We start from the raw sequence: 25,199 nt of genomic DNA, 5'->3' as shown, positions 1-25,199 counted from the left end.
AGAAGTCCTTTGCCCGTCCAAGACCCGGTGTGATAGCCGATGGTTATGGATGTGCATGGGAGAGATCTCCGGTACTTCACCGCCGTGGCCGAGGAGCTGCACTTCACCCGCGCGGCCGAGCGGCTGTTCATCTCGCAGCCCGCGCTGAGCAAGCAGATCCGGACGCTGGAGCGCCAGCTCGGCGCGCCGCTGTTCGTACGGGACGGCAGGAGCGTCCGGCTCACACCGGTGGGTGCCGCGCTGCTGCCGCACGCCCAGCAGGTGCTCGCCGCGTGGGACGCCGCGCGGGAAGCGGTCGAACAGGCCAAGGCCGGGCAACGGGCGACACTCGTCGTGGGGATGAGCACCAGCCCGGGCCGCGGCGGTCTGCTGCCCGGGATCAGGTCCCGGTTCACCGACGCGCACCCCGACGCCCGTATGAAACTTCGCCAGGTGAGCTGGGAGGATCCGACCGCGGGGCTCGCGGACGGCTCCAGCGACCTCGCGTTCATCTGGCTCCCGATGCCCGATCCGGACCGCTACACCTGGGTGGTGGTGGCCCAGGAACCCCGGCTGGTCGCGCTGCCCGAGGAGCATCCCCTGGCCGCCCGGGACGTGGTCGACTTCGCCGACCTGCTGGACGAGCCGTTCCTCGCGCTGCCGCCGAGCGCCGGGGCACTCCGGGACTACTGGCTCGCCACGGACGCCCGCGACGGCAGGCCACCGGTCGTCGGTGCCGAGATCGCCAGTACCGAGGAGACGTACGAGGCTCTGGTGGACGGGCGCGGGGTCTGCCTGCTGGCCAGCGGGAACGCACCGCTCATCACCCTGGGCGGCGTCGTGACCCGGCCGGTGCGCGGCATCTCGCCGAGCCAGTACGCACTCGCCCGGCGTGCCGACGACCACCGTCCCCTGGTGCTGGACTACGTACGTGCCTGTCGGCAGGCGACCGGGCGGTCCTGAGCCGGCGGCCGTGACGATGGCGCCGCCCGCATTGGCCTGATCTCTGTGGCCCCCGTCTCCCCGTGCCGGACACGATGGGCCTCATGTGACCGATCCACGGACACGAGGGGGAAGCAAAATGCACGACAAGCACTCGCCGAGGGGCTTATCGAGTGCGACGGTGTCGCGAGAACTGATCACCAGGAAACCCGGCGCCACCGCCCGCGAACATGTGCTGGGATACCGGGGCTTCCGGTTCGGCGCGCGTCAGCCCCGATGTCGGCTGCTGGTGCCGGACGGTGTGGTGAAGGTGATGCTCGGATTCGGCGAACCGATACGGATCGCCGACGCGGTGGATCCGCGCCAGTGTGTCACCGGAACCTCAATGATCAACGGCTTACGGGCCACCGCCACGCTGGGCGAGCACACCGGCCAGTTATCCGGCGTGACGGTCATGCTGACGCCGATCGCGGCCTTCCGCTTCTTCGGCATGCCGATGGCCGAGTTGGCGGAGCGCAATCTGGACCCGGCCGATCTCCTGGGCCGGGAGGCGGGCCGTCTCCTCTGCCGCCTGTCCGAGTGCCGCGACTGGACATCGCGCTTCGCCCTGCTCGACGGGGTGTTCGCGGCCCGGGCCCAGGCCGGGCCGGAGTGCGCGCCCGAGGTGGTCTGGACGTGGCGGCGGCTGGGACGCACCCACGGCCGGATACGCGTGGGGGATCTGGCCGCCGAGACCGGATGGAGCCGCCGACGGCTGGAGCGGCGCTTCCGCGAGCAAGTGGGCCTGCCACCCAAGCAGTTCGCCCAGGTGCTGCGGCTGCAGGAGGCGCTGCGCCTACAGGACGGCGGTCTGCCGTGGGCGGAGGCGGCGGCCCTCGCGGGCTACTACGACCAGGCCCATTTCACCCGGGCCTTCAAGGACCGGGTCGGCTGCACACCGGGCCGGTTCGGAACCCGCCGGGCGTCCTCCAAGCCCGGTGACCCGCTGGACTTCCTGCCCGATCAGGTCACCAGCGTTCTGCTCGCCGAGTGAGGGCGGCGCATTCCCGACGTCGCATTCCCGGTGTCGCATTCTCGGTATCGCATTCTCGGTGTCGCATTCGTACAAGACATCCCTCCTGCCGGATCGCGATGGTGGCGGAGTCGGCAGGCGCCGTCTGTCGGCTCGATCCAACATCGGCCCGTGCCCAGTCCACGGAGCCGGGCCGGACTCGACGGAAGGAGGGTGGACATGTACAGGACGCTCACCACGATGGGCAGCAGGCTGCTCGGCCTGTTCGTTCCCCAGGTGGAGGCCTCTGCCGTGCAGGTGAAGCAGTGCTGGCCGCAATGCTGGCAGTGCAACCGGCAGTACGGCGGTCAGTGCAGCTGCAACGCCCGGTGTTGCAAGAACTCGGCCGGAGGCTTCGACTGCACCGGTTGCGTGGGCTGCTGACACCACACAGTGCCGCGCTGACCGCCGTCCGCTCCTGGACGACGGCGTACGCGGCGCACCGCTGAACGACAGCGGGCAGGCGGCCCCCGAGTGGCCAACGGGGGCATTCGGGGGCCGCCTTCACGCTCAGCCCGCACCCCTACCTCGATTGAAAGGGTTGCCGTGCAGTATCTGGTGATCGCGGTCCGGGCCATGATCGGCGTGGTCTTCCTGATCGCCTTCCTGAGCAAGTCGGTGGGGCGGGGCAGGTTCACGGCCTTCGTGGAGTCGCTGCCCGCCATGGGAGTGGTGCCACCTCGGCTGGTCGGACCCGCGGCGGGGGCCGTGGTCACCGCGGAGGGCGCGGTCTGCGCCCTGCTCATCGCGCCGTCGGACGGTGCCACCGTGGCCGGACTGGCCCTCGCGGCGGGGCTGTTGAGCGTCTTCGCGGCGGCGATCGCCCGCACGGTACGGCGGGGAACGGGCGCCGCCTGCCGCTGCTTCGGGGCCTCGGCGGCCCCGCTCGGCCGCCGCCACCTTCTGCGCAATGTGGTGCTGACCGCCGTCGCGGCGGCGGCCGGCCTGCTGACACTGGCGGACCAGGCTCCGGCGACGGCGACGGGAGCCCTCGTGGCGGCGGCGGCCGGGCTCGTCGCGGGTGCCCTGGTGACCGTACTCGACGATCTGGCGGAGCTCTTCGGTCCGTCCAGGGCCCGGCAGATCCCCGATTCGACGCGCGCACACACCATCCGAAGGCCATCCGGAATATCCGGGACATCCGGGAGGAACAACCATGCCAGTCCTGATCAGCGCCGTGGTGCTCGTGGGGGCACTGTGTTCGCTGGACCTGATCCTCACCCTGGGCGTGATCAAGCGCCTGCGGGAGCACGGCGAGCTGCTGGCGGCGAGGGCCGTCGACCGGCCACGCTCGGCGATCGAACTCGGCGAGCCGGTGGGTGAGTTCGCCGCCCACACCGTGGACGGCGAGCCGTTGAGCCGCGCCACGATGACCGGGACCACCTTGGTGGGCTTCTTCACGCCGACCTGCGGACCGTGCAAGGAGCAGCTGCCGAAGTTCATGGAGTACGCCCGTACGATGCCCGGCGGACGCGATCGGGTGCTGGCCGCCGTGGTGGGCGACGAGGACCTGGCCGCGCCCATGGTCGCCGAACTGCGGTCGGTGGCGAAGGTCGTGACCCAGACCCGCAACGAGGAACCCATGGGCGCGGCATTCGAGATCATGGCGTTCCCCACGGTGCTCATGGTCGAGCCGGATACCGAGGGCGATGTCGTGGTCACCGACGACGCGGTGGACCTGTCCCGGCCGACGCTTCCGGTGTGAGCACCGTGCGCGGGCGAGGCGGCCACGAGGAGTCGGCGGCGGACACCGACTGCGCCCCTTCCGACGCCCCTTCCGACGCCCCTTCCTGGGGCTCGGGGCGCGCCATGATCGCGCTGCGGCGGCTCGCCGCCGTCTGCGCGGTCACCGCCCGCGCCGCCCCCGGCACCCTGCTGCTCCACATAGGACTGTCGCTGCTGGTCAGCGCGCTGCCGGTGGCGACGGCCTGGCTGATGAAACTGGTCCTGGACGACCTGGCGAGCGGTGCCCCGAGCACACTGCTGTGGCCCGGGATGGCGATGGCCTGCCTCGGTGTGACGGCGGTGGTGGCCTCGCAGGCCATGCGATACGCGCGAGCGGAGCTGGACCGCCGGGTGGGGCTGGAGATGCAGGACCGGCTGTTCGCCGCCGTCGACGGGTTCGTCGGGCTGGGGAAGTTCGAGAACCCGCACTTCCTGGACCGCCTTCGGCTGGCCCAGCAGGCGGGCCACGAGACGGCCACCCATGTCGCGGAGAGCATCCTGGGCGTTGTGCGCGCCGGGGTGACCATCGGTGGCTTCCTCGGTTCGCTCCTCCTCGTCAGCCCAGTGATGGCCGGGATTCTGCTGGTGGCGGGGGTTCCCGTGCTGTGGTCGGAAGTGGCACTGGCACGGCGTCGGGCGCGGATGCTGTGGGAGGTCGGGCCGGTCGAGCGGCGGGAGTTCTTCTACGCCGATCTGCTCTCGAGTGTGGAGGCGGCCAAGGAGGTCCGGCTCTTCGGCATCGGCCCGTTCCTGCGCGAGCGGATGCTGACGGAACGGCGTACGGCCAACGCCGCGAAGCGGGCCATGGACCGGCGCGAAATCGCCGTGCAGACGGCGCTGGGCGGACTGGCGGCGCTGGTCTCCGGCGCTGGGCTGCTCTGGGCGGTCCTCGCGGCGCGTGGCGGGGCGCTGTCGGTGGGCGATGTGACCATGTTCGTGGCCGCGATCGCCGGTGTGCAGGGGGCGCTGGCCTCGTTGGCGGGCGATGCCGCGCAGGGCCAGCAGACGCTGCTGATGTTCGACCACTACACGGCGGTGACGCAGGCCACCTCGGACCTCCCGGTCGCGGACCGGCCCCGCCCGTTGCCGACACTGCGCCACGGAATCGAGCTCCGGGACGTCTGGTTCCGCTATTCGCCTGATCTCCCGTGGGTGCTGCGCGGCGTCGACCTGCACATTCCGCAAGGCCGTGCACTGGCCCTCGTCGGACTCAACGGGGCGGGCAAGTCCACTCTGGTGAAGCTGCTCTGCCGGTTCTACGACCCGACGCGCGGCGCGATCCTGTGGGACGGCGTGGACATCCGTGAGGTCGATCCGGCGCGGTTGCGGAAACGCGTGGGCGCGGTGTTCCAGGACTATATGCAGTACGACATGACGGCGGCGGAGAACATCGCGCTCGGCGACCTCAGCGTGCTGACGGAACCGGACCGATCGCGTGAGCGGATGCGTCAGGCCGCCCAACGGGCCGGAATCGACCGCCAGTTGGCCGCGCTGCCCCGGGGCTACGACACCTTGCTGACCCGGATGTTCTTCACGGAGGAGGACAAGGGCGACCCGGAGACGGGCGTGGTCCTCTCCGGCGGTCAGTGGCAACGGCTGGCGCTGGCGCGGGCCTTCCTGCGCGATGCGGGTACGCGCCGCGAGCTGATGATCCTCGACGAGCCGTCGGCCGGGCTCGACGCGGAGGCGGAGCACGAGATCCACACGTCTCTGCGGAGCGAGCGGAGCACCCGCACCAGCCTCCTGATCTCGCACCGGCTCAGTGCGCTGCGGGACGCGGACATCATCGTCGTGCTCAAGGACGGGCGGGTCACCGAGCGGGGAAACCACACCCTGCTGATGGCGGCGGGCGGTGAGTACGCCCGGCTCTTCACCCTCCAGGCCGGTGGCTACCAGCTCTCCGCCGAGGAGTCTCCGGTAGCGCCGGAAGAGGCCGTGTGATGGGTCCGATGGTACTGGGCCTGGGGATGGCCCTGGGGACGGCTCTCATCACGGGAACGGTGCTGCGGCGGACGCTCGTGGTTGTGACCGTACGGGGCGGGAGCATGGAACCCACGTACCGCGACGGGGAGCGTGTGCTGGTGCGGCGTGGCGGACGGTGCGCGGTCGGGCACGTGGTCGTCGTGCGACAGGGGGACGGCGGGCACTCGTCACCCACCCCGAGCCAGGCGGTAGCGGCCGTGGGTACCGCACAGGACTGGATGATCAAGCGGGTGGCGGCGGTGGCGGGCGACCGACCACCTCCGGGAGCACTCCCGGAGCCGTACGCCACCGGTGGCTCCGTCCCGCCCGGGGCACTTGTCCTCCTTGGCGACAACACCCACAACAGCTACGATTCCCGCGAGGTGGGCTACTTCCCCACGACCCACGTCCTGGGCACCGTCCTCCGGCCCCGCCCCCGGCCGAGCTGCTAGCGTCCGGCACCGTGAGCGACAGCGTGTACGTGGGCAATGCGGGCAAGGATGCGGCACTGGACCGGGGGTGGCTCCTCGGACACTTCAAGGACGTCGGCGATCCGCGCCACAGCGAGGCCGTGGAGATCAAATGGGGCGTCCACCCTCGTGGCGACGAACGAGCGGAGTGGGTGAGGGGCGAGGAACGCACGGCTCTCCTGGTGCTCATCAGCGGCCGTTTCCGCGTGGAACTCCCCGGCCGCGACGTTCTTCTGGAAGAGCAGGGTGATTACGTCGTGTGGGGGCACGGAGTCGACCATTCATGGTTCGCGGAGGAAGAGTCGGTGGTGCTGACCGTCCGATGGCCGTCCGTACCCGGCTACTCGGTGGCACAGGATGCCGGAGCCCACCCGCAGAGCTGAGCACCCGGCCACCATCCGCTACCCGGCCACTGAAGACGGGAGATCACCATGACACGCGATGCCGGCGAGGAACTCGTGGCGGCACACCTGGGCCTGCCCGACGACACCCGCCCGGATCAACGAGGTGCTCGCCCTGCACGCCGGTTTTCTCCTGCGGACCGCCGGCGCGGCCGGGCCGGCCGCCGATCCCAACATCGTGGCCATGATGACCGCATTGGGTCTCGCCTCGCTGCGCTGGCTGCGCAGTGCTCAGCCGTAGGCATACCGGCGACCGGACGGGGCGGGCCCGTCCGGTCGCCGGGGTGGTCAGCCTGTGGTGTCCCATTTCCAGGCGCTGCAGTTGTCGGGTTCGAGGGCGACCTTCACGCAGACGCGGTATTTGATGGTCTGGCCGTTGGTGAAGCTGCGGTTGAAGTCGGTGTGGGTGTGACAGCCCCTGGTGTTGCTCAGGGTTCGCCGGCTTGCTCCGGCGCGCTGGTACTGGGCGTACACCGAGTTGCCGTCGCACGAGATGTCGGAGAGCCGGAAGTCGTCCGTGCTGCTCCAGTAGTTCACGCGCGCCGCCTCATGGCCCAGGTACCAGGCCGATGCCTTACCGGTCGCGGAGGCGGTTCCGATCTCGAACAGCGACAGGACGCCGACTGCCGTCACCGCGACGGCGGCACGGCAGAACATACGGACGGACATATCTCTCTCCTGACGAGTCGCGGGGACGGTGCGGGAATGGGCCGCGCCGTCCGTCTGGCACCATCGAGGCTGCCGGGCGGTGTCCGCCGCCCGCCACGGTCGTCGGCGAGTTGAGCCGTTCATGGGACGCCCCACCGTCCGACCTGCGAAGACGATGCGCGGGACGGGGTATTGGCGGGATGCGCCGAGGCGGCCGCCCACCCCGCGCAAAGCCGACCCGGGTGTCAGCCCCGCGCTTGGTCCAGGTGCTCGCCGAAGAAGCCCGCGAGCTTCTCGACGGCGGGGTCCACGTACTGCTTCCTGTCGTAGAGGTCGACATGGCTTGCGCCGTCGATCCAGTGGATCTCCTTGGGGCCGATGGCCCGCTGGAACGCTTCGACGCTCATCCAGGAGGTGACGGCCCGGGTGCCGACGATCATGAGCAGAGGGCGTTGCCCGATCAGCGGGATCGGCGTGAAGGCGTCGAAGGTCGCCATCTTGTCGACGCTGGTCCAGGTGAGGAAGCCCGCCGAGCGGGGGTGCTGGGCGCGCGGGGTGCGGTAGTACGCGAAGCCCTCGGCGCCGTGCTCTCCGCCGAGCGCGCGGGCCTGCTCGGCGGTGTCGGGGAAGAGGGTCAGAACCGGCGGCGTCTCGCCACGGGCCTCGGTGGTGCGTGCGTCGGCCGCGGCGGCCAGCATGCTCTGGAACACGGCGGGGTCCTGGGTCCCATCGGCTCCCAGCCGGAACTGGCGGGCGATGTCGACGGCGCTGACCGTGGCGACGGCCCGGATGCGGTGATCGCTCGCGGTGGCGGGCAGTACGTAGCCACCGGAGGCGCAGATGCCGAGTGCGCCGATGCGGCCTGAGTCGACTTCGCCGCGGGTGGTGAGGAAGGAGACGGCGGCCTTGAGGTCCTCGACGCGGTGGGCGGGATCCTCCAGCCCGCGTGGCCGGCCACCGCTTTCGCCCTGGTAGGCCGCGTCGAAGGCGAGCGTGACGTAGCCCCTCTCGGCCAGGCGCCGCGCGTACCGGCCCACGGCCTGCTCCTTCACACCGCTGCCGGGGTGGCCGACGACGATCGCCGGGCGCGGGCCGCGCGCCGGGGCGTCGGGGACGTAGAGGTGACCGGCGAGCGGGATGCCGGCACTGTCGAAGGTGATGTTCGTCTTCGCCACGGGATGCTCCAGGTGTGCTGTCTCAGCGGAGCCGCACCAAGGCGGTGCTTCGCGCCGGGGCGGTGGGCTCCGCGCCCGGCACATCCGCCAGGCACTCCCCCACCCTCGGCGCTGCCCCCGGCACCCAAAAGAGGCAGGTTTCTGCCTGGGAAGAAACCTGCCCCCTCTCCTCCCGTGCCGCTCACGCGACAATGGAACCCATGACTCCGGCACCCGCCCCCCGCGAGCTCGGGGCGTTCCTCAAGGCTCGCCGAGCGCAGCTGGCGCCGCAGGACCTGGGCCTGCCCACGACGGACTCCCAGCGCAGGGTCGCGGGACTCCGCCGCCAGGAGGTCGCCCAGCTCGCGGCCATCAGCGTCGACTACTACACGCGCTTGGAGCAGGGCCGCGTCCGGGCGTCCGCATCGGTGCTCACCACCCTCGCCCGCGCGCTGCGCCTCGACGACGACCAGCAGAGGTACCTGTACGAACTCGCCGGCAGGGCCGATGAGTGGCCGCGCCGCCGACGGCGGCCCGCGCAGCGGGTGCGGCCCACCATGCGGCGCCTCCTCGATCAGCTCACGGGTGCCCCCGCCATCGTTCTCGGCAGGCGGATGGACATCCTGGCCTGGAACGTGGCCGCCGCGGCCCTGTTCACCGACTTCTCGCTGATGCCATCGGGGCGGCGCAACTACGTACGGCTGCTGTTCTCGGACCCGATCGTCCGGGACATGCACCGGGAGTGGCGGCACGACGCCCGTGACGCCGTCGCCGCGCTGCGCATGGAGGCCGCGGCCGACCCCGACGACCCCGAGTTGGCCCAGCTCGTCGGCGAGCTGTCCGTCCAGGACGCCGACTTCCGCACCTGGTGGGCCGAGCACCGCGTCAACAGCGACAGCTACGGCACCAAGCGCTACCGGCATCGGCTGGTCGGTGACCTGACGCTGGACTGCGACATCTGGAGCAGCCCCGACGGCTCGGGGCAGCGCCTCATGGTCCTCACCGCCGAGCCCGGCAGCGCTTCGCACGACGCCCTGCGCATCCTCACGTCCTGGACGGCCGATCAGCGGTGAAGAACCATCAGGTCCGGCCGCTCGAGGAAGCGTGCGATGTCGCGCAGGACGAGCGAACCGAGTTCGCCGTCGACGAGACGGTGGTCGAACGACAGGGCGAGGGTCGTGGTGTCGCGCAGCCGTACGCGTCCCTTGTGTTCCCACGGCGTGCGCCGCACCTGGCCGAAGCAGAGGATCGCCGCCTCGCCGGGGTTGAGGATCGGTGTTCCGCCGTCGATGCCGAAGACACCGATGTTGGTGATCGTGAACGTCCCGTTTCTCATCCGCTCGGGTGGCGTCCGGCCGGCGCGGGCCTGGTCGACGAGGTCGGTGAGGGCCAAGGCGATCTCACGCAGGGAGAGCCGCTGGGCCGCGGCGATGTTGGGGACGATGAGCCCTCGCGGTGTCGCCGCGGCGATGCCGAGATTGACGTCGGGGTACTGGACGATCTCACCGGCCTCGGCGTCCCACTTGGCATTGATCCCGGGATGCCGCGCGATGGCGGTCAACGCCGTCTTGAGGACGAGACACAGCGGTGTCAGGCGCACCCCGTCGAACGCCTTGTCGGCGCGTGCCCGCTTCAGCAGTTTGAGGGACCGCGTCACGTCGACGGTGACCCATTCCGTGACGTGCGGAGCGGTGAAAGCGCTCTTGACCATGGCCTCCGCGGTGTGTTTGCGCACTCCGCGAATCGGTGTGCGCACCACGTCGTCACGGGTCGGGTCAGCGCCGTTCGACGGGGTTGCCCCCTTCTCGGCGAGGCGGTGGACATCCTCTCGGGTGATGCGCCCCGACGCGCCCGTGGCGGTCACCAGGGCCAAGTCGACTCCGAGGTCGCGGGCGAGCTTGCGCACCGGTGGGGCCGCGAGGGATTTCCCGGTGGACGGTGTGACGGCCGGTGGCGCGGGCTTCCTCTTGCGCGGGCGGCGCGCCGTCCGGGCGTGGGCCGGCCCATAGCCGACCAGGACGGGCTCGCGGGCGGCGGCGGATGGCTCCTCGTCCCGGCCACCGTCCGGGGCGGGCGGATCGGCGGGCTCTTGGAGCGTGGCGTCGGGTTCGGGCGGCGTCCGCGGGACGGTGTCGTCCTCGACCTGGAACGTGATGATCGGCGCGCCGACGGCCACCGCCTCGCCGGCGGCACACAGGATCTCGGTGACGGTCCCGGCGTACGGGCTGGGCAGCTCCACCGCCGCCTTCGCCGTCTCGATCTCCACGATGATGTCGTTGACGCCGACCCGGTCGCCGGGTTCCACACGCCACTCGAGGATGTCGGCTTCGGTGAGGCCCTCTCCGACGTCGGGGAGATGGAAGTGCTTGGTGACGAGCATCGCGTCCTCCGGGAGGTTCGCCGGGCGGTTCACGGGGCGCACACCCGGTCGACGGCGTCGAGAACTCGATCGAGATCGGGCAGGTAGTCGCCTTCCGCTCGGGCCGGCGGATAGGGGATGTTGTAGCCACCGACCCGTTCCACGGGGGCCTCGAGGTCGTAGAAGCAGTGCTCCATGACCGTCGCGGCGATCTCCGCGCCCAGGCCGACGTTGACGGGTGCCTCGTGGACGACCACGACGCGTCCCGTCTTCGACGCCGAGCGGCACAGTTCGGTGGTGTCGAGCGGCGACAGCGAGCGGAGGTCCAGGACTTCCAGCGAACGTCCTTCGGTGGCGGCGACCTCGGCCACGCCCAGCGCGACCGCGACCGCGGGCCCGTACGCGACCACGGTGGCGTCGGCGCCCTCGCGCAGGATCCGGGCGCGCCCCAGCGTGTCGCCGTCCACGGGGCGGCCGAGGTCGACCTCGGCCCGGTCCCAGTAGCGGCGCTTCGGCTCGTAGAAGATGACGGGGTCGTCGCACGCGATCGCGGCACGGAGCATGTCGTACGCGTCCTGCGGATGGCCGCATGCCACGACGCGCAGGCCGGCCGTGTGGCAGAAGTACGCCTCGTTCGACTCGCTGTGGTGCTCGACCGCGCCGATCCCGCCACCCACCGGGATCCGGATGGTGACCGGAAGCCGCAGCAGCCCGCGGGAGCGGGCCCGCAGCTTCGCCAGTTGGCTGACGATCTGATCGAAGGCGGGGTAGACGAAACCGTCGAACTGGATCTCGCACACCGGTCGGTACCCGCGCAGGGCCAGGCCGATCGCCGTCCCGACGATTCCCGATTCGGCCAGCGGGGTGTCCACGACGCGGTCGCCGAACTCGGCGGCAAGGCCATCGGTCACCCGGAACACCCCGCCCAGGGAGGCGATGTCCTCGCCGAGCAGAACCACCCGCTCGTCGTCGCGCATCGCCTGCCGCAGGCCCTCGTTCAGCGCGCGTCCGAGCGTGGTCGTGGTGGCCGTACTGGCCGTGGTGGCCGTGGTGGCCGTGGTGGTCACAGGAAGGACTCCTTGAACATCTCGAAGCCTTCGCGTTCGCGTCGCAGGGCCTCGGTCTCCTGGCACAGGGTGTTGCGGAAGGTGTCGCTCAGGGACGGCTCGGGAAGCGCACGGCACTCCCCGCGCGTCCGCGCCGCGAGCTCCTCGGCGTCGGACGCGACCGTGGCGAAGTAGTCCTCGTCGGCCCAGCCGCGCGCCGTGAGCAGAAGGCGTACACGTTCCACCGGGTCGTGTGCCTCCCACCTGGCGAGCTCGGCGTGGTCGCGATAGCGCTTGGGATCGTCCGACGTGCTGTGTCCGGACATGCGATACGTGTGCGCTTCGATGAGCCCGGGTGCGCCACCGGTACGGACCCGCTCGACCATAGCTCGTGTGGCGGCGTAGACGGCCAGTACGTCATTGCCGTCCACGGACACCGCGTCGAGTCCGAACCCCTTCGCACGTTCGCTCAGCGGGCGGGCGTACTGCTTGCTCGCGGGTGTCGAGATCGCCCATCCGTTGTTCTGGCAGAAGAACACGATGGGTGCCGATGTCACCGCCGCCCAGTTGAGCGCCTCGCTGGCGTCCCCCTGGCTGGACGCGCCGTCGCCGAAGTAGGTGAGCACGACGCTGTCGGCGGCGTCGTACCGAACGCCCATCGCATAGCCGACCGCGTGCAGTGTCTGCGTGGCCAGCACAAGGCTGTAGATGTGGAAGTGATACCGCTCGGGGTCCCATGAGCCGTGGCTCGCGCCGCGCCACTGCGACAGCAGTTCCGTCGGTGAGATCCCGCGGCACAGAGCCGCCACGTGTTCGCGGTAGGACGGGAAGACCCGGTCGTCCGCTCGAAGCGCGCGGATCGACCCGGCCTGGGCCGCTTCCTGACCGAGGGACATCAGCCAGAGGCCGAGCTCACCCTGGCGTTGCAGGGAGTACGCCTCCTGGTCGAAGCGGCGCCCGAGCACCATGTCGCGGTACAGCCCGCGTACCAGTTCACCGGTCACGTCGAGCATGCCCTCGGCAGCCCGTTCGTTCAGCGTCCCGGCGGGATCCACCAGCCGCAGGACGTCATCGGCGCGGGCCGCCGCGGGTGCCGCACCGGAGTCCGGGCTCATCGCTGCCCCCCGGTGCGGCCGCGGTCCTCGGCGGTGTGCTTCCGGAGCGGACGCGGGATCCGCAGCGGCGCCGCCATCACGAGCTCCCGGATGGTGAAGCCGGAGAGCGCCTTGACGAGGTCGTCGACACGAGCGGGCTCCGCCGCGGTGAAGACGGTGCAGCGGGTCCGGTCCGCTTCCACGATCTCGGCGGAGAACGCCCGGGCGATGGCGACGGCTTCGGCGAGCCGGCCTTCGGGGAAGGCGACCGTGACGAATGCCCCGCGCCGGTTGTGCGACATGTCGTCGGAGAGGCGGATGACCTTGACGACGTCGGATGAGCGGTTCAGGAACTTGACGAGTTGCTGCAATCTGATGTCGTCTGCCGTGTCCACCTCGATGGTGATCCTCCGCACCCCGTCGACGGGCGCGGCGATGTCCATGGTGACCACGTCGAACTGGCGATGGGCCAGGATCGAGGCGACCCGGGCGACCGCCAGGGGCGTGGCGAGGACATCGAGTCGCAGCACGGCACCGGCCCGGTGGCTGCCTGGCCGCATGGTTTCGGATGGGGCAACGTGTGTTGCCGGTTGTGTCGACGCTGACATGCGGGACACCGTTTCAAGGGCCCGATCGGTGCACAACGAAAGTGTGCACAGCGACGCGGAACACGCTCCTCTTGAGCAGTCCGGCCGGGGCGGGAGTGAGCGTTGAGGGAAGTACTGCTTACACTTCCGGCATGTCGGCACCCGTACATCTCGACTCAGTCGATCTGCACATCCTGGAGTTGCTGCGAGCCGACGGGCGGCGCACCGTTCGCGATATCGCACGTCTGGTGAAGCTCTCCCCGGCGCCGGTCCGCCGGCGCATCGCACGCCTGGAGGAGTCGGGAATCATCACCGGCTACACGATCACCACGGATCAGGCCAAGCTGGGGCAGGGCCTTCAGGCGGTCACCGAGCTGCGCTTCACGGGCGACACCGATATCCACGACATCGTGGAGTTCGCGTCGACCCTGCCGGAGGTCGACGAGGTGCTGACGCTCACCGGCGATGTGGACGCGCTCGTCAGGTTGCATGTCGACAGCGTCGATGACCTGCAGAAAGTGGTCAATCGTCTGCGCCGTAAGGGGGTTGGTGTGCTCCAGACGAAGACGCTGATCGTCATCGACTCCTGGCAACGCGGAACTCCCATGCCCTGAGGTATTCGGGGAACCGCGACCCTGGACACTCCCGGCGCGGTGACCTACTTTTCTACTGGTCCGACCAGTAGCTAGGTCGCAAAAACCATGTCTCAGGGAGGCTCATATGCCCACGACCGCCAGACCCCCGAACGTGGCGCAGACCGATACCGTGCCGTCCGGACACAGCTCGCGCCGCGCGGTCGTCGCCGGTGGCATCGGCAACTTCATCGAGTGGTACGACTACGGCGTCTACGCCGCGCTCAGTCCGGTGATCTCGTCACTGTTCTTTCCGAGCGAGTCCACCGTGGCCTCGACGCTGTCGACGTTCGCGGTGTTCGGTGTCGGCTTCGTGGTCCGGCCGCTGGGCGGGCTGTTCTTCGGGCAGCTCGGCGACCGGCGTGGCCGGCGTACCGCACTGGCGTGGGCCCTGATCCTGGTGTCGGCGAGCACCCTCGGCATGGGGCTGCTGCCCACCTACGCGGCCGCCGGGGTCGCGGCACCCGCGCTCCTGGTGCTGCTGCGTCTGCTCCAGGGTTTCTCGGCCGGTGGGGAGTTCACCGGCTCGGCCACGGTGATGACCGAGAACGCCCCGGTCGGCCGGCGCGGCCGGGTGTCGAGCTGGCAGCAGTTCAGCGTCATCACCGGGACACTGGCCGGTGTCCTGGTCGTCACGGCGATCACCAACCTCGGCTCGGCCGACGCGCTGGAGAACGGCGGCTGGCGCATCCCGTTCCTGTTGTCGCTTCCGCTGGGCGCGATCGGCTTCTACATCCGGTTCCGGATGGCGGACACACCCCACTTCCAGGCCCTGCGGGAGGCCGGTGAGGTGGCCGAACGACCGGCCGCCGAGGCGGTGCGGACTCAGCGCGGCGCGATGTTCACCGCGTTCTTCTACACCGCCCTGCCGAACATCGGTTTCTACACGTTCCTGACCTACACCCCGACGTTCCTGCACAACGAGGCCGGTCTGAGCCTCGGCGACGCCTACCTGGCCAATGTCATCGGGATGACCGTCTACGCGGCGCTGACGCTGGTCATGGGACGGGTGTCGGACAGGGTGGGCAGACGGCCGATCCTGATCGCCCACGCCGCCGTGTTCTTCGTATCGGCGATCCCCATCTACCTCTTGATGTCCCATGGCTCGTTGTGGGCCGCGCTGGTCGCCCAACTCCCGGCGATGCTCATCATGGCGTGCTACTCGGGTCCGGGCACGGCGGGCCTGACCGAGTTGTTCCCGACCCGGCTGCGCTACTCCGGCATGGCCCTGCCGTACAACCTCAGCTCGGCGATCTTCGGCGGGACCGCCCCGTTCATCGCGACGGGTCTGATCGCCTGGCTCGGCACCCCGCTCGCCCCGGCGTTCTGGGCGATGGCCGCCGCGATCCCGACGCTGATCGTCTATCTGCGGATGCGCGAGACGGCCTTCGAACCGCTGCGGGATCGATGAGCACCGGACAGGGAAGGCCCGCCGCGGTGGTGACCGGCTCGTCGTCGGGGATCGGGCGGGCGTGCGCCCTCGCACTCGCCCGCACCGGCTGGGACGTGGTCGTGCACGGCCTCGACGCGGACGGCGACCTGGCGCGGGCGGAGTCGGAGGTACGGGCCGAGGGCCGGGGCTGTGTCGCGGTGGCGGGCGATGTCGCCGATCCGGCGACCACCCGGGCGCTCGTCGAGGCCGCAGAGGCGGCCTTCGGACGCGTCGACGGAGTGGTCAGCAACGCGGGCACCGGCATGACCCGCTCGTTCCTCGACATCGACGACACGGGCTGGCATGAGCTGTGGGCGGTCCATGTCGAGGCCGCCGCCCGGCTGCTGCGCACCGCCCATCCGCTGCTGGCCGTCCGCGGGGGCGCGGTGGTGGCGATGTCGAGCCTGGCCGCGGGCCGGGCGCTGCACGGCCGAACGGGGTACGGCGCGGTGAAGGCGGGGCTCGAGGGGCTCGTCCGCCAGCTTGCCGCCGAGTGGGCGGCCGCCGGGATCCGGGTGAACGCGGTCGCCCCGGGCACGATCCGCACACCGCTGGTCGAGCGCAACTTCGCCCGCGGTCTGCTCGACGAGCAGGGCGTCCTCGGGCGTACCCCGCTGGGCCGTCTCGGGTCGCCCGGCGAGGTCGCCTCCGTGGTGCGCTTCCTGCTCTCGGCCGAGGCGTCCTATGTCACAGGTCAGACCCTCGCCGTCGACGGCGGCTGGTCGATCTTCGGCGGCTGGTCATGACCGCCCCCGGTCATTCCCGAACCACGATCGGAGTGAACACCTTGGCGAGTGCCCCTGACGCACAGCAAGACGCGCAGCAAGACGCACAGCGGGATGCGCAGCAGGACCCGCAGCAGGACGCACAGCGGAGGGAGGGGGCCCGCTCCGCCGTGACGGCCACTCGAGAGAGCCTGGACCGGATCCGCGACCGCGATCCGGGACTGCGTGCCTTCCTCACGGTCTGTCCCGAGCGGGCGCTCGCCGATGCCGAGGCGGCCGACGCGGCACCGGATCGCCTGGGACCGATGCACGGGGTCCCCTTCTCGGTCAAGGACACCTACCCGACCGGCCACGTCCGTACGACGTTCGGTTCCGCGGTGTTCGCCGAGCACGTGCCGGTGCGGGACGCTCCGGTGGTCGCTCGCATCCGGCGCGCGGGGGGAATCCTCGTGGGCAAGACCAACGCCTCCGAATTCGCGATCTACATCCGCACGGTCAACGAACTCCAGCCGGAGACGCTCAACCCGTGGGACCCGGCCCGCATCTGCGGCGGGTCGAGCGGGGGCGCCGCGGCCTCCGTCGCCGCCGGTCTGACCCCGGTCGCCCTGGGCAGTGACGGGGGAGGATCGGTGCGCATTCCGGCGGCCCTGTGCGGTGTGGTCGGGCTCAAGCCGTCCCGTGGGGCCACGCCGGCCGGTGGCGGGTTCATCGGCACCCGCCGGTTCTCCGTCCCCGGTCCCCTGGCGTTGCGGGTCGCGGACGCCCGTGCGATGTGGCAGGCCATGCGGGGGCCGTGGGACGCCGAGCGGAGCACTCGCGTCTTCGTCGACCGCGATGCCGCCATTCGGTCCGCGCACCCCGGGTGGCGGCTGCGCTGGGTCGCCGACAGCGGCCGGGACGCCGCCCCCGAGGTGGTCGAGGCGGTCCGCGTCGCGGTGGGACGGCTCGCCCTCCTCGACGACGTCGAGGTCGACGACAGCCGGCTCGGCCTGGACACCCCCCGGTTCGCCGAACCCTTCTACGACGCCATGATGGCCGACCGGCTGGCCACCGGAGGGGACCGGATGATGGCCGACGCGGCCTCGCGCCGGCTCCTCTCCGGCTACACCCGCCACCACTTCGAGCGGGCGGCCGAGGTCAGCGGCGCGCGGTACTCGGAATCGCTGGGCCGCGCGGACGCCGCCGCGGACCACCTCGACACGCTGCTCGACGGCGTCGACTTCCTGGTGACGCCCACCACGGGAGTGATCGCACCGGAGGGTGCGGGCGGTCCGCCCGACGCACTGCCCGAGGTCGCCCGCCGCGAGCTGGTCGCGTACACCTTCCTGGCCAACTACACCGGCTACCCAGCGATCACGGTGCCGTGCGGAACGGTGGCGGGGATGCCGGTGGGGCTGCAGGTGCTGGGCCGCCCGGGGGCCGAGGACCGGCTCCTGGACGTGGCCGGCGCGGTGCAGCGGCATGTCTTCCCGCCTCGCCCCGCGCCGTGGCCGGCACGTTCGGCCACGGCCGGGTGAGGTGGGCTCAATGGCCGCGCGAGTTCCGTACGTCCGGCTCGAGCAGCACCGCGAGTCGGTGCCGCTGGTCCTCGTCGAGGGCGCCGGAGTAGGCGTCGTACAGGGTCTGGCTGGCCAGCCGGGCCGCGGTGTCGCCGTCACGCCCGGCGATCGCGGCGAGGATGCGGCGGTGGTCCGCGATGAACTCCCGCCGCATCCGCGACGCACCGGCCGACGGGCCGACGGCCCCGGCCACCAGATCGAGGGTGGCGTCCTGAATCACGCCGCCCACCATGCCGAGCACCCGGTTCCCGGCCGCCTCCCGGACGACCACGTGGAAGCCGTCGTCCGCCGCGGCGAAGGAGGCGGCGTCGGTGGCGGCCTCCATCGCCTCGATCGCCGCCTCCATCCGCTCGAGGTGCTCATCCGTCCGCAGATGAGCCGCGAGCCGGTTGGCGGCGGCTCCGGCGATGATCCGGTACTGGACGAGGTCCACCACCGGGATCTCCTCCATCCGCACCGCGCCCCGCAGCATCCGGGTCAGGCCCGGGGTCACCGAGCCGCAGACCTCGGGTCCGCTCCGGCTGCCCGGGCTGGTCCTCACCAGGCCCATGCTCTCCAGGATCCGCAGCGCCTCGCGGACCGTGGACCGGCCCACCCCGAAGTCCTCGACCAGCGTCCGCTCGGGCGGAAGGAAGTCACCGGGGGCGTACTCGCCGGCGTAGATCGCCGACTCGATCTGCTGGACGACCGCCTCGAAGGCCCGCTTCTTGTCTACCGGCGTGAACATCGCTCCCCAGTCCCGTCGTCCCCCGGGCCGCGCCCCACACAGCCACATATTCAACCTAGCAGCTGTTCAGACCACAATTCCCGTCAGGGACGGACGTCCCGTCCGGATCCAGCCAGGAGCACATCGATGACCACACCCGTTCTGCTGACCTTCGACATGGACGCCGAGCTCCTCTGGACGGCCCGCGACCCCGCCGGGGCGGACAAGCCGGTCTGGGTGTCCCAGGGACACTACGGCCCGAAGGTGGGGCTGCCCCGGATCCTCGCTCTGCTGCGCCGCTACGGCGTCACGGCCACCTTCTTCGTCCCCGGCCAGGTCGTGGAGCGCTACCCCGCCCAGATCGAGGCGATCCTGGAGGCGGGGCTGACCATCGAGCACCACAGCCACACCCACGCCTGGTCCGAGAACCTCGGCGAGGAGCAGGAGGCCGAGGAGTTCCAGCTCGCCGCGGACGCCATCACACGGGCGACGGGCCGCGTGCCCCAGGGCTGGCGCTCGCCCGCCGCGGAGCTGACCCCGCACTCGGTGAAACTGATGGAGAAGCACGGCATGCGGTTCTCCTCCAACCTCTTCGACTCCGACTCGGCCCACCTGCTGGACACGCGCGACCGCACCACCGGCATCGTCGAGCTCCCGTTCGCCTGGGCCCTCGTCGACACCCCGGTCTTCATGTACACCAACCGCGTGCCGGGGCGGGTGATGTCGGCGCCCTCGGCGGTGCTGGAGACCTGGACCCGGGAGTTCGACGGTCTGGCCGAGGAGCCGGGGACGCACTTCATGCTCGCCATGCACCCGCAGATCATCGGGCGGCCGTCCCGGATGTGGGTCCTGGAGCAGACCATCCGGCATGTGCTGGCCTCCGGGCGCGCGGAGTTCCTGGCCTGCGCCGACTACGCCGAGCGCGTTCGTCCGGGGCTTCTCGCGGAGCGGGACGCCACATGAGCGCCGGTATCGCTCCGGGCGTCGCGGTCGTCACAGGCGGCGCCAGTGGAATCGGTGCCGCCGTGGTCGCGCGGCTGCGGGCGGGAGGCACCGCCGTGGTGGTGGCGGACCGGGCTCCGGCCGCGGGGGACGAGCCGGTGGACGTCACCGACAGCGCGTCCGTTCACGCGCTCGCCGAGCGGGTCGCCCATGCCCACGGCCGCCTTGACCTGCTGGTGCACTGCGCGGGTGCGGTCGCCGTCGGAGCGGTCGACACCACGGCCGGGACGGCGGAGGACGACTGGCACCGGGCCTTCGCCGTGAACGTGACCGGGGTGTGGACGGTCAGCCGGGCGCTGCTGCCCCTCATGGGCGAAGGCGGGGCGATCGTGGTCGTCTCGTCCGCCGCCGGAGTGCGGCCGATCCCCGAGATGGCCGCCTACGTCGCGTCGAAGTCCGCGGCCGTCGGGCTGAGCCGCTCGATGGCCCTGGACCTCGCCCCCCGGGGCATCCGGGTGAACTGTGTGTGCCCCGGTCTCGTCGACACTCCCCTGGCCAGGACGGCTCAGGAGCAGCGCTCGCCGAGCGAGCGCGCACACGTCGACGAGCGGCGCGGCTACCTGATCGGCAGAGCGGGCACGGCCGAGGAGATCGCCGAAGCGGTGGTGCTGGCCGGGACCAACGGCTACCTCACCGGAGCCACCCTCGCCGTCGACGGCGGCCGGTCGCTGCACTGAGGGCACTGAGGGCACTGAGGGCACTGAGGGAAACGCTCCCACGCCGGGCGGAGGCAGCGGGGTTCAGGCCTCCTCGTCCTCCACGAGCGCGAGCAGCGGCCCCCGTTCGTCCTCGGGGACGTAGCCGGCGTAGTACTCGTAGAGCTTGCGCCGGGAGATGCGCGCCGCCGCCTGGCCGTCCCCTGCCCGGATCGCCTCGAGCACCTCCTGGTGGTGGCGGAGGGACTCCCGCATGAGCGCCGCGCTGTTGTGGGCATGGGCGACCTTGTCCGAGATCAGCGCGAGGACCGCGCCCCTGACCACCTGGTTGCAGACCTCGATGAGGGAGTTGCGGCTGGCCACGGCCACCGCCTCGTGGAACGCGACGTCGGCCTTGCCGAACTCCTCGTACCCCGCCTCGATCGCATCCGCCATGACGGCGATCGTCCGCTCCATCGCGGACAGCTCCTCCTCGGACCGCAGCCGGGCCGCCAGTGAGCTCGCCGACCCGTCGAGGATCATGCGGAACGAGATCAGCTCGGCCATCGACACATTGTCGAACTGGACGAGCCGGGTCATCTGCTTGGTCAGGCCGGCCGACGAGAAGGGCAGGATCTCCGGGCCGTTCGGATCGCCCGGGCGCGATCGGACGAGGCCGTCGCTCTCCAGCACGCGCAGCGCCTCGCGCACCGTGGGACGGCTGGCCCCGAACTGCGTCACCAGCTCCCGCTCGCTCGGCAGCCGTTGACCGGGCTTGAGGTCACCGCGCACGATCGCCTGCTCGATCTGCTCGACGATGCGCTGGTAGAGCCGTACCGGCGAGACCTGCCGGAACTGTGCCCCGTCGCTCAAGGCTTCTCCCCTTCGGGCGTGGTCGATGTCGTCTTCTCCCCCGTGAGCGCCCCATCGGCGTTGTCCGGCCAGTGCGGGACCGCCTCGGCAGGCCGGTTCCGTTCGTACCATGCCGCCGCCCTCAGGACGCCGAGATCGTCGAAACGGCGGCCCGCGATCTGCAGCCCGATGGGCCGGCGGTCCGCCGTAAAGCCGCAGTTGACGGTCGCGGCCGGCTGGCCCGACATGTTGTACGGCGCGGTGAATCCGATGTGGGCCATGGTCTTCTCGTCTCCCGGGAAAGGCATCGGCTGCTCGGCGGGAAACGCCGCCACCGGCGCCACCGGCGAGAGCACCAGATCGTACGGGAGCGTCGCGGCCACGGCCCGCGCCTGGATGCCCATGATCTGCTGGTAGCACTGGAGAACCCGCGTACCCGGCACATCGGCGCCCCCCTGACACCATCGGATGATGTGGGGGTGGACGCGCAGCCGGGCCTCGGGCTCCAGGGCGCGGAAGTCGTTCCAGGACCGCACCCGCCAGAACAGGTCCAGGTCGTCCAGAAGGTCTTGGCGCATAAACGGTTCGACCGGCTCCACGGCCGCCCCCGCCGCCTCGAACACCTCGGCGGCGTGGTTGACCGCGGCGAGGATCTCGGCGTCGCACGATTCCCCGCACCCGGCGTTCAGCAGCACGCCCACCCGCAGACCACGCATGTCGCCGTCCAGCGCCGACCAGTCGATGTCCTGCGGCGGCAGGCTCGACCAGTCGCGTGGGTCCGGTTGGCTCAGCACCCGCATGAGCAGGGCCGCGTCCGCCACGGTGCGGGTCAGGGGACCGGCGGCACGCCCCAGGTAGGGGGCGTCCAGCGGGATCCGCCCGAAGCTGGGCTTGAGCGTGGCGAGGCCCAGCCAGGTGCCCGGCAGCCGGATCGATCCCCCGATGTCGGTGCCGACGTGGAGCGGACCGTATCCCCCGGCGGCCGCGGCCCCCGCGCCGGAGCTGGAACCGCCCGTGGTCCAGTCCGGATTCCAGGGGCTGCGCGAGATGCCGTGGCGGCTGGAGACGCCCGAGGAGAGCATGCCCCAGTCCGGCATCACGGTCGACCCGAGTACCACCCCGCCGGATTCGAGGACGCGCGCGGTGATGGGCGCGTCCGCCTCGGGGACGACCGGTTCGGTCCCCGCGTTGCCCGAGGGCATCGGGACGCCCCTGCGGGCGACGTTCTCCTTCAGCGTCACGGGCACGCCGTCGACGGGCCCGAGCGGTTCCCCCGCCGCCCAGCGGGCCTCGCTGGCCTGGGCCGCCTTGCGGGACCCGTCCGGATCTCGCACCCAGAACGCGTTGAGCACACTCTCGCGCGCCTCGATCACCGACTGGACGGCGTCGTGGACCTCGACCGGCGACAACGTGCCGTCGGCGAATCCGGCCAGCATCTCTACGGCCGGCATGGTGGCCAGGCCCTGTTCCATGAGCACTCGCACACTCCTTCTCCCTCAGCTGGCGCTGAGCGGCGCCCCCTCGTGATGCCTGAGGACGTTCGAACCCTTGACAAGTACAGCTTCAGTCGCCACGGTACCTGCCAAGTGAGCTTACTGGTCAGGCCAGTAATAACGGAAGGTGGCCAACACCATGACGCGGGACACCAACGTCGTGCGGCTCGCCGTAATACCGGGCGACGGCATCGGCCCCGAGGTGGTCGCGGCGACCGTGCCTGTCCTCCGGGCCGCCCTGGAGGCCGACGGCCATCGGCTCGAGGTGACCTCGTTCGACTGGGGAGGCGAGCGGTTCCTCCGGCAGGGCGCGGCGATGCCGGCCGACGCGGCCGACCTCGTCAAGCAGACGGACGCCGTGCTGTTCGGCGCCGTCGGACGTCCCGATGTGCCGGAGCACGAACTGATCTGGGGGCTGATCATCGGCCTGCGGCAGCGACTCGACCTCGCCGTGAACCTCCGCCCGGTCCGCGCCTTCCCCGGCGTTCCCACCAAGGTGCGCGACACCGATGGCGTGGACCTGGTGATCGTGCGCGAGAACACCGAGGGCGAGTACGTGGGCGCCGGCGGGGTGGCGCACGCCGGCAGCGGACACGATCTGGGCATCGAGGTCGCCGTGCACTCCCGTCGCGCCATCGAGCGGGCCGCGCACCAGGCCTTCACCCTGGCCGGCCGGCGGTCGGGGCGCCTGTGCCTGGTGACCAAGTCCAACGCGATGCGGTACGGCTATCCGCTGTGGGACCGGGTGGTACGTGAGGTCGGCGAGCAGTACCCGCGAGTCGAGCTGGAAACCGTGCTGGTCGACGCCATGGCCGCCCGTATGATCCAGGCTCCGCGCTCCCTCGACGTACTGCTCGCGAGCAACCTCTTCGGCGACATCCTGTCCGACCTCGCCGCGGTGCTCGCGGGCGGTATGGGCATGGCGCCCAGCGCCAACGTCCTGCCGGGCGGGGATGTGCCGGGCATCTACGAACCCGTCCACGGCTCCGCGCCCGACATCGCCGGGAAGGGTGTGGCGAATCCGGTGGCCTGCACGCTCTCCGGCGCGATGCTGCTCGACGACCTCGGACACACCGGCCCGGCCCGCCGCGTCCGCGACGCGGTGGCGGGCGCCTTGCGCGATACCCAGCACCACACGGCCGACCTCGGCGGCAACGCCACCACGGCGGACGTGGCATCAGCCGTTCTGCACGCGATGGAAGGCCAGGAAGAGAACGTATGAGATATCTCAGGCGGCCGACGCGAGGTACCGGGGCGGTCGCAGCCACGCTCGCATGCCTGCTGCTGGCATCCTGCTCGGCCGGTTCCACCGCAACCGGCGGCAGCGCGGGGAAGAATTCCCTGAACATCGGCCTCACCGCCGAGCCGGCCAACTTCGACTTCACCAAAACCGAAGGTGCCGCCATTCCGCAGGCACTGCTCTACAACGTCTACGAGACCCTGGTGAAGCTGGACCAGTCGGGGAAGATCCGGCCCCAACTGGCCACGTCCTGGAGCCTGTCCAAGGACCGCAGGACGTACACGTTCCACCTGGTGAAGAACGCCACGTTCAGCGATGGCGCACGGTTCACGGCCGAGGACGCCAAGTTCTCCATCGAACGCGTCAAAACCGACTGGACGCTGGTGCAGAAGACCCAGATGGATGTCGTCGACACGGTGCGGGCGGTGTCGCCCACCGAGCTCAAGGTCACCCTGAAGCGGCCGAGCAACGACTGGCTGTACCGGATGACCACCCGCGTCGGCGCGATGTTCAGCCGGACCGGGGTGAGCAAGCTGGCCACCGAACCGGTGGGCACCGGCCCGTATGTGGTCAAGAACTGGAACCGCGGCGACTCGATCACGCTGGCCCGCCGTCATGGCTACTGGGCGCGCACACCGCACTTCGCGTCGGTCACCCTCAAGTACTTCAAGGACCCGACGGCCATGAACAACGCGCTGCTCACGGGCACCATCAATGTGATCGGCCAGATGCAGTCCCCGGAGTCCTTGTACCGGTTCCAGAACAACTCGAAGTACAAGGTCATCGAGGGCACGACCAACGGCGAGGTGGTCCTCTCGCTCAACAACGGCTCGGGCCCGATGAAGAATCCGAAGGCCCGCCAGGCGGTCCGCTACGCCATCGACCACAAGGCCCTGATGGACACCTGCTGGGCAGGCCGCGGCAAGCTCATCGGCAGCATGGTCCCGCCGACCGACCCGTGGTATCAGAACCTCACCGACCAGTATCCGTACGACCGCGACAGGGCCAAGAAGCTCGTCAAGGAGTCCGGCGAAGCCGGGCGTACGCTGCGGCTGCGGATTCCGACACTGCCGTATGCCACCGCGTGCGGCACCGTGGTCAAGAGCCAGCTCGAACAGGCCGGGTTCAAGGTCAAGCTGGACCAGCTGGAGTTCCCCGCCGCCTGGCTGACCACCGTATTCAAGAACGCCGACTACGACATGTCCATCATCGGCCATGTGGAGCCCCGCGACATGCAGACGGTGTTCGGGAACAAGAAGTCCTACATCCGCTACGACAACCCCGAGTTCCGGGCGCTGCTGGCGAAGGCGGACCAGGGCACCCGGGAGCAGCAGATCACCGATATGCGGGCGGCTGCCCGGCTGGTGTCCAAGGACGCCGCGGCCGACTGGCTGTTCCTGCTGCCCAACCTGATGGTGGCGGACAAGGACATCACCGGTCTGCCGGTGAACTCCGTGTCCGAGTCACTGGATCTCACCGGCCTCGGCCGGTCCTGAAAGGCGGTC

Annotated in this window: 27 protein-coding genes; 18 read left to right on the top strand and 9 right to left on the bottom strand. The window is 70.7% G+C overall.

The annotated features are described in order from the left end of the window. Positions 1 to 45 precede the first annotated feature (45 nt). The 9 genes from JK364_RS37755 (at position 46) to JK364_RS37720 (ending at position 6,771) form a co-directional block, all read left to right on the top strand. Entirely contained in the window at positions 46 to 942 is an 897-nt protein-coding gene (locus JK364_RS37755; RefSeq protein WP_230993106.1) for a LysR family transcriptional regulator, read from the top strand. A gap of 160 nt (positions 943 to 1,102) precedes the next feature. Then, entirely contained in the window at positions 1,103 to 1,954 is an 852-nt protein-coding gene (locus tag JK364_RS37750; protein WP_307841491.1) for a helix-turn-helix domain-containing protein, read from the top strand. Between the two features lie 198 nt (positions 1,955 to 2,152). After that, entirely contained in the window at positions 2,153 to 2,356 is a 204-nt protein-coding gene (locus JK364_RS37745; RefSeq protein WP_201855917.1) for a hypothetical protein, read from the top strand. Between the two features lie 90 nt (positions 2,357 to 2,446). Next, positions 2,447 to 3,295: a MauE/DoxX family redox-associated membrane protein gene (locus JK364_RS58195; protein ID WP_372462056.1), complete on the top strand. Its 849-nt coding sequence runs from the start codon at positions 2,447 to 2,449 to the stop codon at positions 3,293 to 3,295. Beyond that, entirely contained in the window at positions 3,177 to 3,677 is a 501-nt protein-coding gene (locus tag JK364_RS37740; protein WP_372462058.1) for a TlpA disulfide reductase family protein, read from the top strand. The genes JK364_RS58195 and JK364_RS37740 overlap by 119 nt, the downstream gene beginning before the upstream one ends. Further along, a complete protein-coding gene (locus tag JK364_RS37735; protein ID WP_201855915.1) occupies positions 3,674 to 5,638 on the top strand; it encodes an ABC transporter ATP-binding protein in 1,965 nt (654 codons plus the stop codon). Before JK364_RS37740 ends, JK364_RS37735 begins: the two co-directional genes overlap by 4 nt. After that, positions 5,638 to 6,111, top strand: a complete 474-nt coding sequence (locus JK364_RS37730) for a S26 family signal peptidase (protein ID WP_201855914.1) — start codon at positions 5,638 to 5,640, stop codon at positions 6,109 to 6,111. The genes JK364_RS37735 and JK364_RS37730 overlap by 1 nt, the downstream gene beginning before the upstream one ends. An 11-nt stretch (positions 6,112 to 6,122) precedes the next feature. Further along, positions 6,123 to 6,512 (top strand): cupin domain-containing protein, encoded by a 390-nt coding sequence (locus JK364_RS37725; protein ID WP_201855913.1) that lies wholly within the window; start codon positions 6,123 to 6,125, stop codon positions 6,510 to 6,512. 58 nt (positions 6,513 to 6,570) lie between these two features. Next, a complete protein-coding gene (locus JK364_RS37720; RefSeq protein WP_230993105.1) occupies positions 6,571 to 6,771 on the top strand; it encodes a hypothetical protein in 201 nt (66 codons plus the stop codon). A 47-nt stretch (positions 6,772 to 6,818) separates the two neighbouring features. On the opposite strand, the gene JK364_RS37715 is transcribed toward JK364_RS37720, so the two are convergent. Together JK364_RS37715 and JK364_RS37710 are read right to left on the bottom strand one after the other, a co-directional pair. Continuing rightward, entirely contained in the window at positions 6,819 to 7,199 is a 381-nt protein-coding gene (locus JK364_RS37715) for a hypothetical protein (protein WP_201855912.1), read from the bottom strand. A 224-nt stretch (positions 7,200 to 7,423) separates the two neighbouring features. Then, positions 7,424 to 8,353: an alpha/beta hydrolase gene (locus tag JK364_RS37710; protein WP_201855911.1), complete on the bottom strand. Its 930-nt coding sequence runs from the start codon at positions 8,351 to 8,353 to the stop codon at positions 7,424 to 7,426. Positions 8,354 to 8,553: 200 nt separating this feature from the next. Between JK364_RS37710 and JK364_RS37705 the strand changes: the two genes are divergently transcribed. Continuing rightward, positions 8,554 to 9,405 (top strand): helix-turn-helix domain-containing protein, encoded by an 852-nt coding sequence (locus tag JK364_RS37705; RefSeq protein WP_201855910.1) that lies wholly within the window; start codon positions 8,554 to 8,556, stop codon positions 9,403 to 9,405. Here JK364_RS37705 and JK364_RS37700 read toward each other — a convergent pair. The 4 genes from JK364_RS37700 to ilvN are packed head-to-tail and all read right to left on the bottom strand — an operon-like array spanning position 9,396 to position 13,391. Beyond that, entirely contained in the window at positions 9,396 to 10,745 is a 1,350-nt protein-coding gene (locus JK364_RS37700) for a dihydrolipoamide acetyltransferase family protein (protein ID WP_372462055.1), read from the bottom strand. The two genes, JK364_RS37705 and JK364_RS37700, sit on opposite strands and share 10 nt — an antisense overlap. Then, complete coding sequence (locus JK364_RS37695) at positions 10,742 to 11,758, bottom strand: alpha-ketoacid dehydrogenase subunit beta (protein WP_201855909.1); 1,017 nt, start codon at positions 11,756 to 11,758, stop codon at positions 10,742 to 10,744. The genes JK364_RS37700 and JK364_RS37695 overlap by 4 nt, the downstream gene beginning before the upstream one ends. After that, positions 11,755 to 12,852, bottom strand: coding sequence for a thiamine pyrophosphate-dependent enzyme (locus JK364_RS37690; protein ID WP_201855908.1), 1,098 nt, complete (start codon positions 12,850 to 12,852; stop codon positions 11,755 to 11,757). Before JK364_RS37690 ends, JK364_RS37695 begins: the two co-directional genes overlap by 4 nt. Continuing rightward, on the bottom strand, positions 12,849 to 13,391 hold the full coding sequence (gene ilvN, locus JK364_RS37685; RefSeq protein ID WP_201855907.1) for an acetolactate synthase small subunit: 543 nt from the start codon (positions 13,389 to 13,391) through the stop codon (positions 12,849 to 12,851). Before ilvN ends, JK364_RS37690 begins: the two co-directional genes overlap by 4 nt. A 179-nt stretch (positions 13,392 to 13,570) precedes the next feature. Here ilvN and JK364_RS37680 point away from each other — a divergent pair, with 179 nt between their 5' ends. From JK364_RS37680 to JK364_RS37665, 4 genes are all read left to right on the top strand, one after another. After that, positions 13,571 to 14,032 carry an Lrp/AsnC family transcriptional regulator gene (locus JK364_RS37680; RefSeq protein WP_201855906.1) on the top strand — a complete coding sequence of 154 codons (462 nt, stop codon included), beginning with the start codon at positions 13,571 to 13,573 and terminating at the stop codon, positions 14,030 to 14,032. A 106-nt stretch (positions 14,033 to 14,138) separates the two neighbouring features. Beyond that, the gene (locus tag JK364_RS37675; protein ID WP_201855905.1) at positions 14,139 to 15,461 is read left to right on the top strand and encodes an MFS transporter; all 1,323 of its coding nucleotides are present in this window, start codon (positions 14,139 to 14,141) and stop codon (positions 15,459 to 15,461) included. Further along, positions 15,458 to 16,228, top strand: a complete 771-nt coding sequence (locus JK364_RS37670; RefSeq protein WP_201855904.1) for an SDR family NAD(P)-dependent oxidoreductase — start codon at positions 15,458 to 15,460, stop codon at positions 16,226 to 16,228. Before JK364_RS37675 ends, JK364_RS37670 begins: the two co-directional genes overlap by 4 nt. 149 nt (positions 16,229 to 16,377) lie before the next feature. After that, positions 16,378 to 17,724 carry an amidase gene (locus tag JK364_RS37665; RefSeq protein ID WP_201855903.1) on the top strand — a complete coding sequence of 449 codons (1,347 nt, stop codon included), beginning with the start codon at positions 16,378 to 16,380 and terminating at the stop codon, positions 17,722 to 17,724. Positions 17,725 to 17,731: 7 nt separating this feature from the next. Here JK364_RS37665 and JK364_RS57170 read toward each other — a convergent pair whose 3' ends face one another. Next, positions 17,732 to 18,493, bottom strand: coding sequence for a FadR/GntR family transcriptional regulator (locus JK364_RS57170; protein ID WP_201855902.1), 762 nt, complete (start codon positions 18,491 to 18,493; stop codon positions 17,732 to 17,734). 126 nt (positions 18,494 to 18,619) lie between these two features. Here JK364_RS57170 and JK364_RS37655 point away from each other — a divergent pair, with 126 nt between their 5' ends. Both JK364_RS37655 and JK364_RS37650 read left to right on the top strand, forming a co-directional pair. Next, the gene (locus JK364_RS37655; RefSeq protein WP_201855901.1) at positions 18,620 to 19,435 is read left to right on the top strand and encodes a polysaccharide deacetylase family protein; all 816 of its coding nucleotides are present in this window, start codon (positions 18,620 to 18,622) and stop codon (positions 19,433 to 19,435) included. Further along, a complete protein-coding gene (locus JK364_RS37650) occupies positions 19,432 to 20,151 on the top strand; it encodes an SDR family NAD(P)-dependent oxidoreductase (RefSeq protein WP_201855900.1) in 720 nt (239 codons plus the stop codon). The genes JK364_RS37655 and JK364_RS37650 overlap by 4 nt, the downstream gene beginning before the upstream one ends. A 63-nt stretch (positions 20,152 to 20,214) precedes the next feature. Here the strand turns inward: JK364_RS37650 and JK364_RS37645 are convergent, their stop codons facing one another. Together JK364_RS37645 and JK364_RS37640 are read right to left on the bottom strand one after the other, a co-directional pair. Next, positions 20,215 to 20,982, bottom strand: coding sequence for a FadR/GntR family transcriptional regulator (locus JK364_RS37645; RefSeq protein ID WP_201855899.1), 768 nt, complete (start codon positions 20,980 to 20,982; stop codon positions 20,215 to 20,217). Next, positions 20,979 to 22,433, bottom strand: coding sequence for an amidase (locus JK364_RS37640; protein ID WP_230993124.1), 1,455 nt, complete (start codon positions 22,431 to 22,433; stop codon positions 20,979 to 20,981). Before JK364_RS37640 ends, JK364_RS37645 begins: the two co-directional genes overlap by 4 nt. Before the next feature lie 160 nt (positions 22,434 to 22,593). Here JK364_RS37640 and JK364_RS37635 point away from each other — a divergent pair, with 160 nt between their 5' ends. Both JK364_RS37635 and JK364_RS37630 read left to right on the top strand, forming a co-directional pair. Next, positions 22,594 to 23,676, top strand: a complete 1,083-nt coding sequence (locus tag JK364_RS37635) for an isocitrate/isopropylmalate dehydrogenase family protein (protein WP_201855898.1) — start codon at positions 22,594 to 22,596, stop codon at positions 23,674 to 23,676. Continuing rightward, complete coding sequence (locus JK364_RS37630) at positions 23,673 to 25,190, top strand: ABC transporter substrate-binding protein (RefSeq protein ID WP_201855897.1); 1,518 nt, start codon at positions 23,673 to 23,675, stop codon at positions 25,188 to 25,190. Before JK364_RS37635 ends, JK364_RS37630 begins: the two co-directional genes overlap by 4 nt. The last annotated feature ends 9 nt before the right edge of the window (positions 25,191 to 25,199 follow it).

It is taken from the genome of Streptomyces endocoffeicus, from assembly GCF_016741935.1.
In the GTDB taxonomy this organism is placed as follows: Bacteria; Actinomycetota; Actinomycetes; order Streptomycetales; family Streptomycetaceae; genus Streptomyces; species Streptomyces endocoffeicus.
Note: the sequence above shows the minus strand (reverse complement) of the source record. Positions and strands in the feature narration are given on the sequence as shown.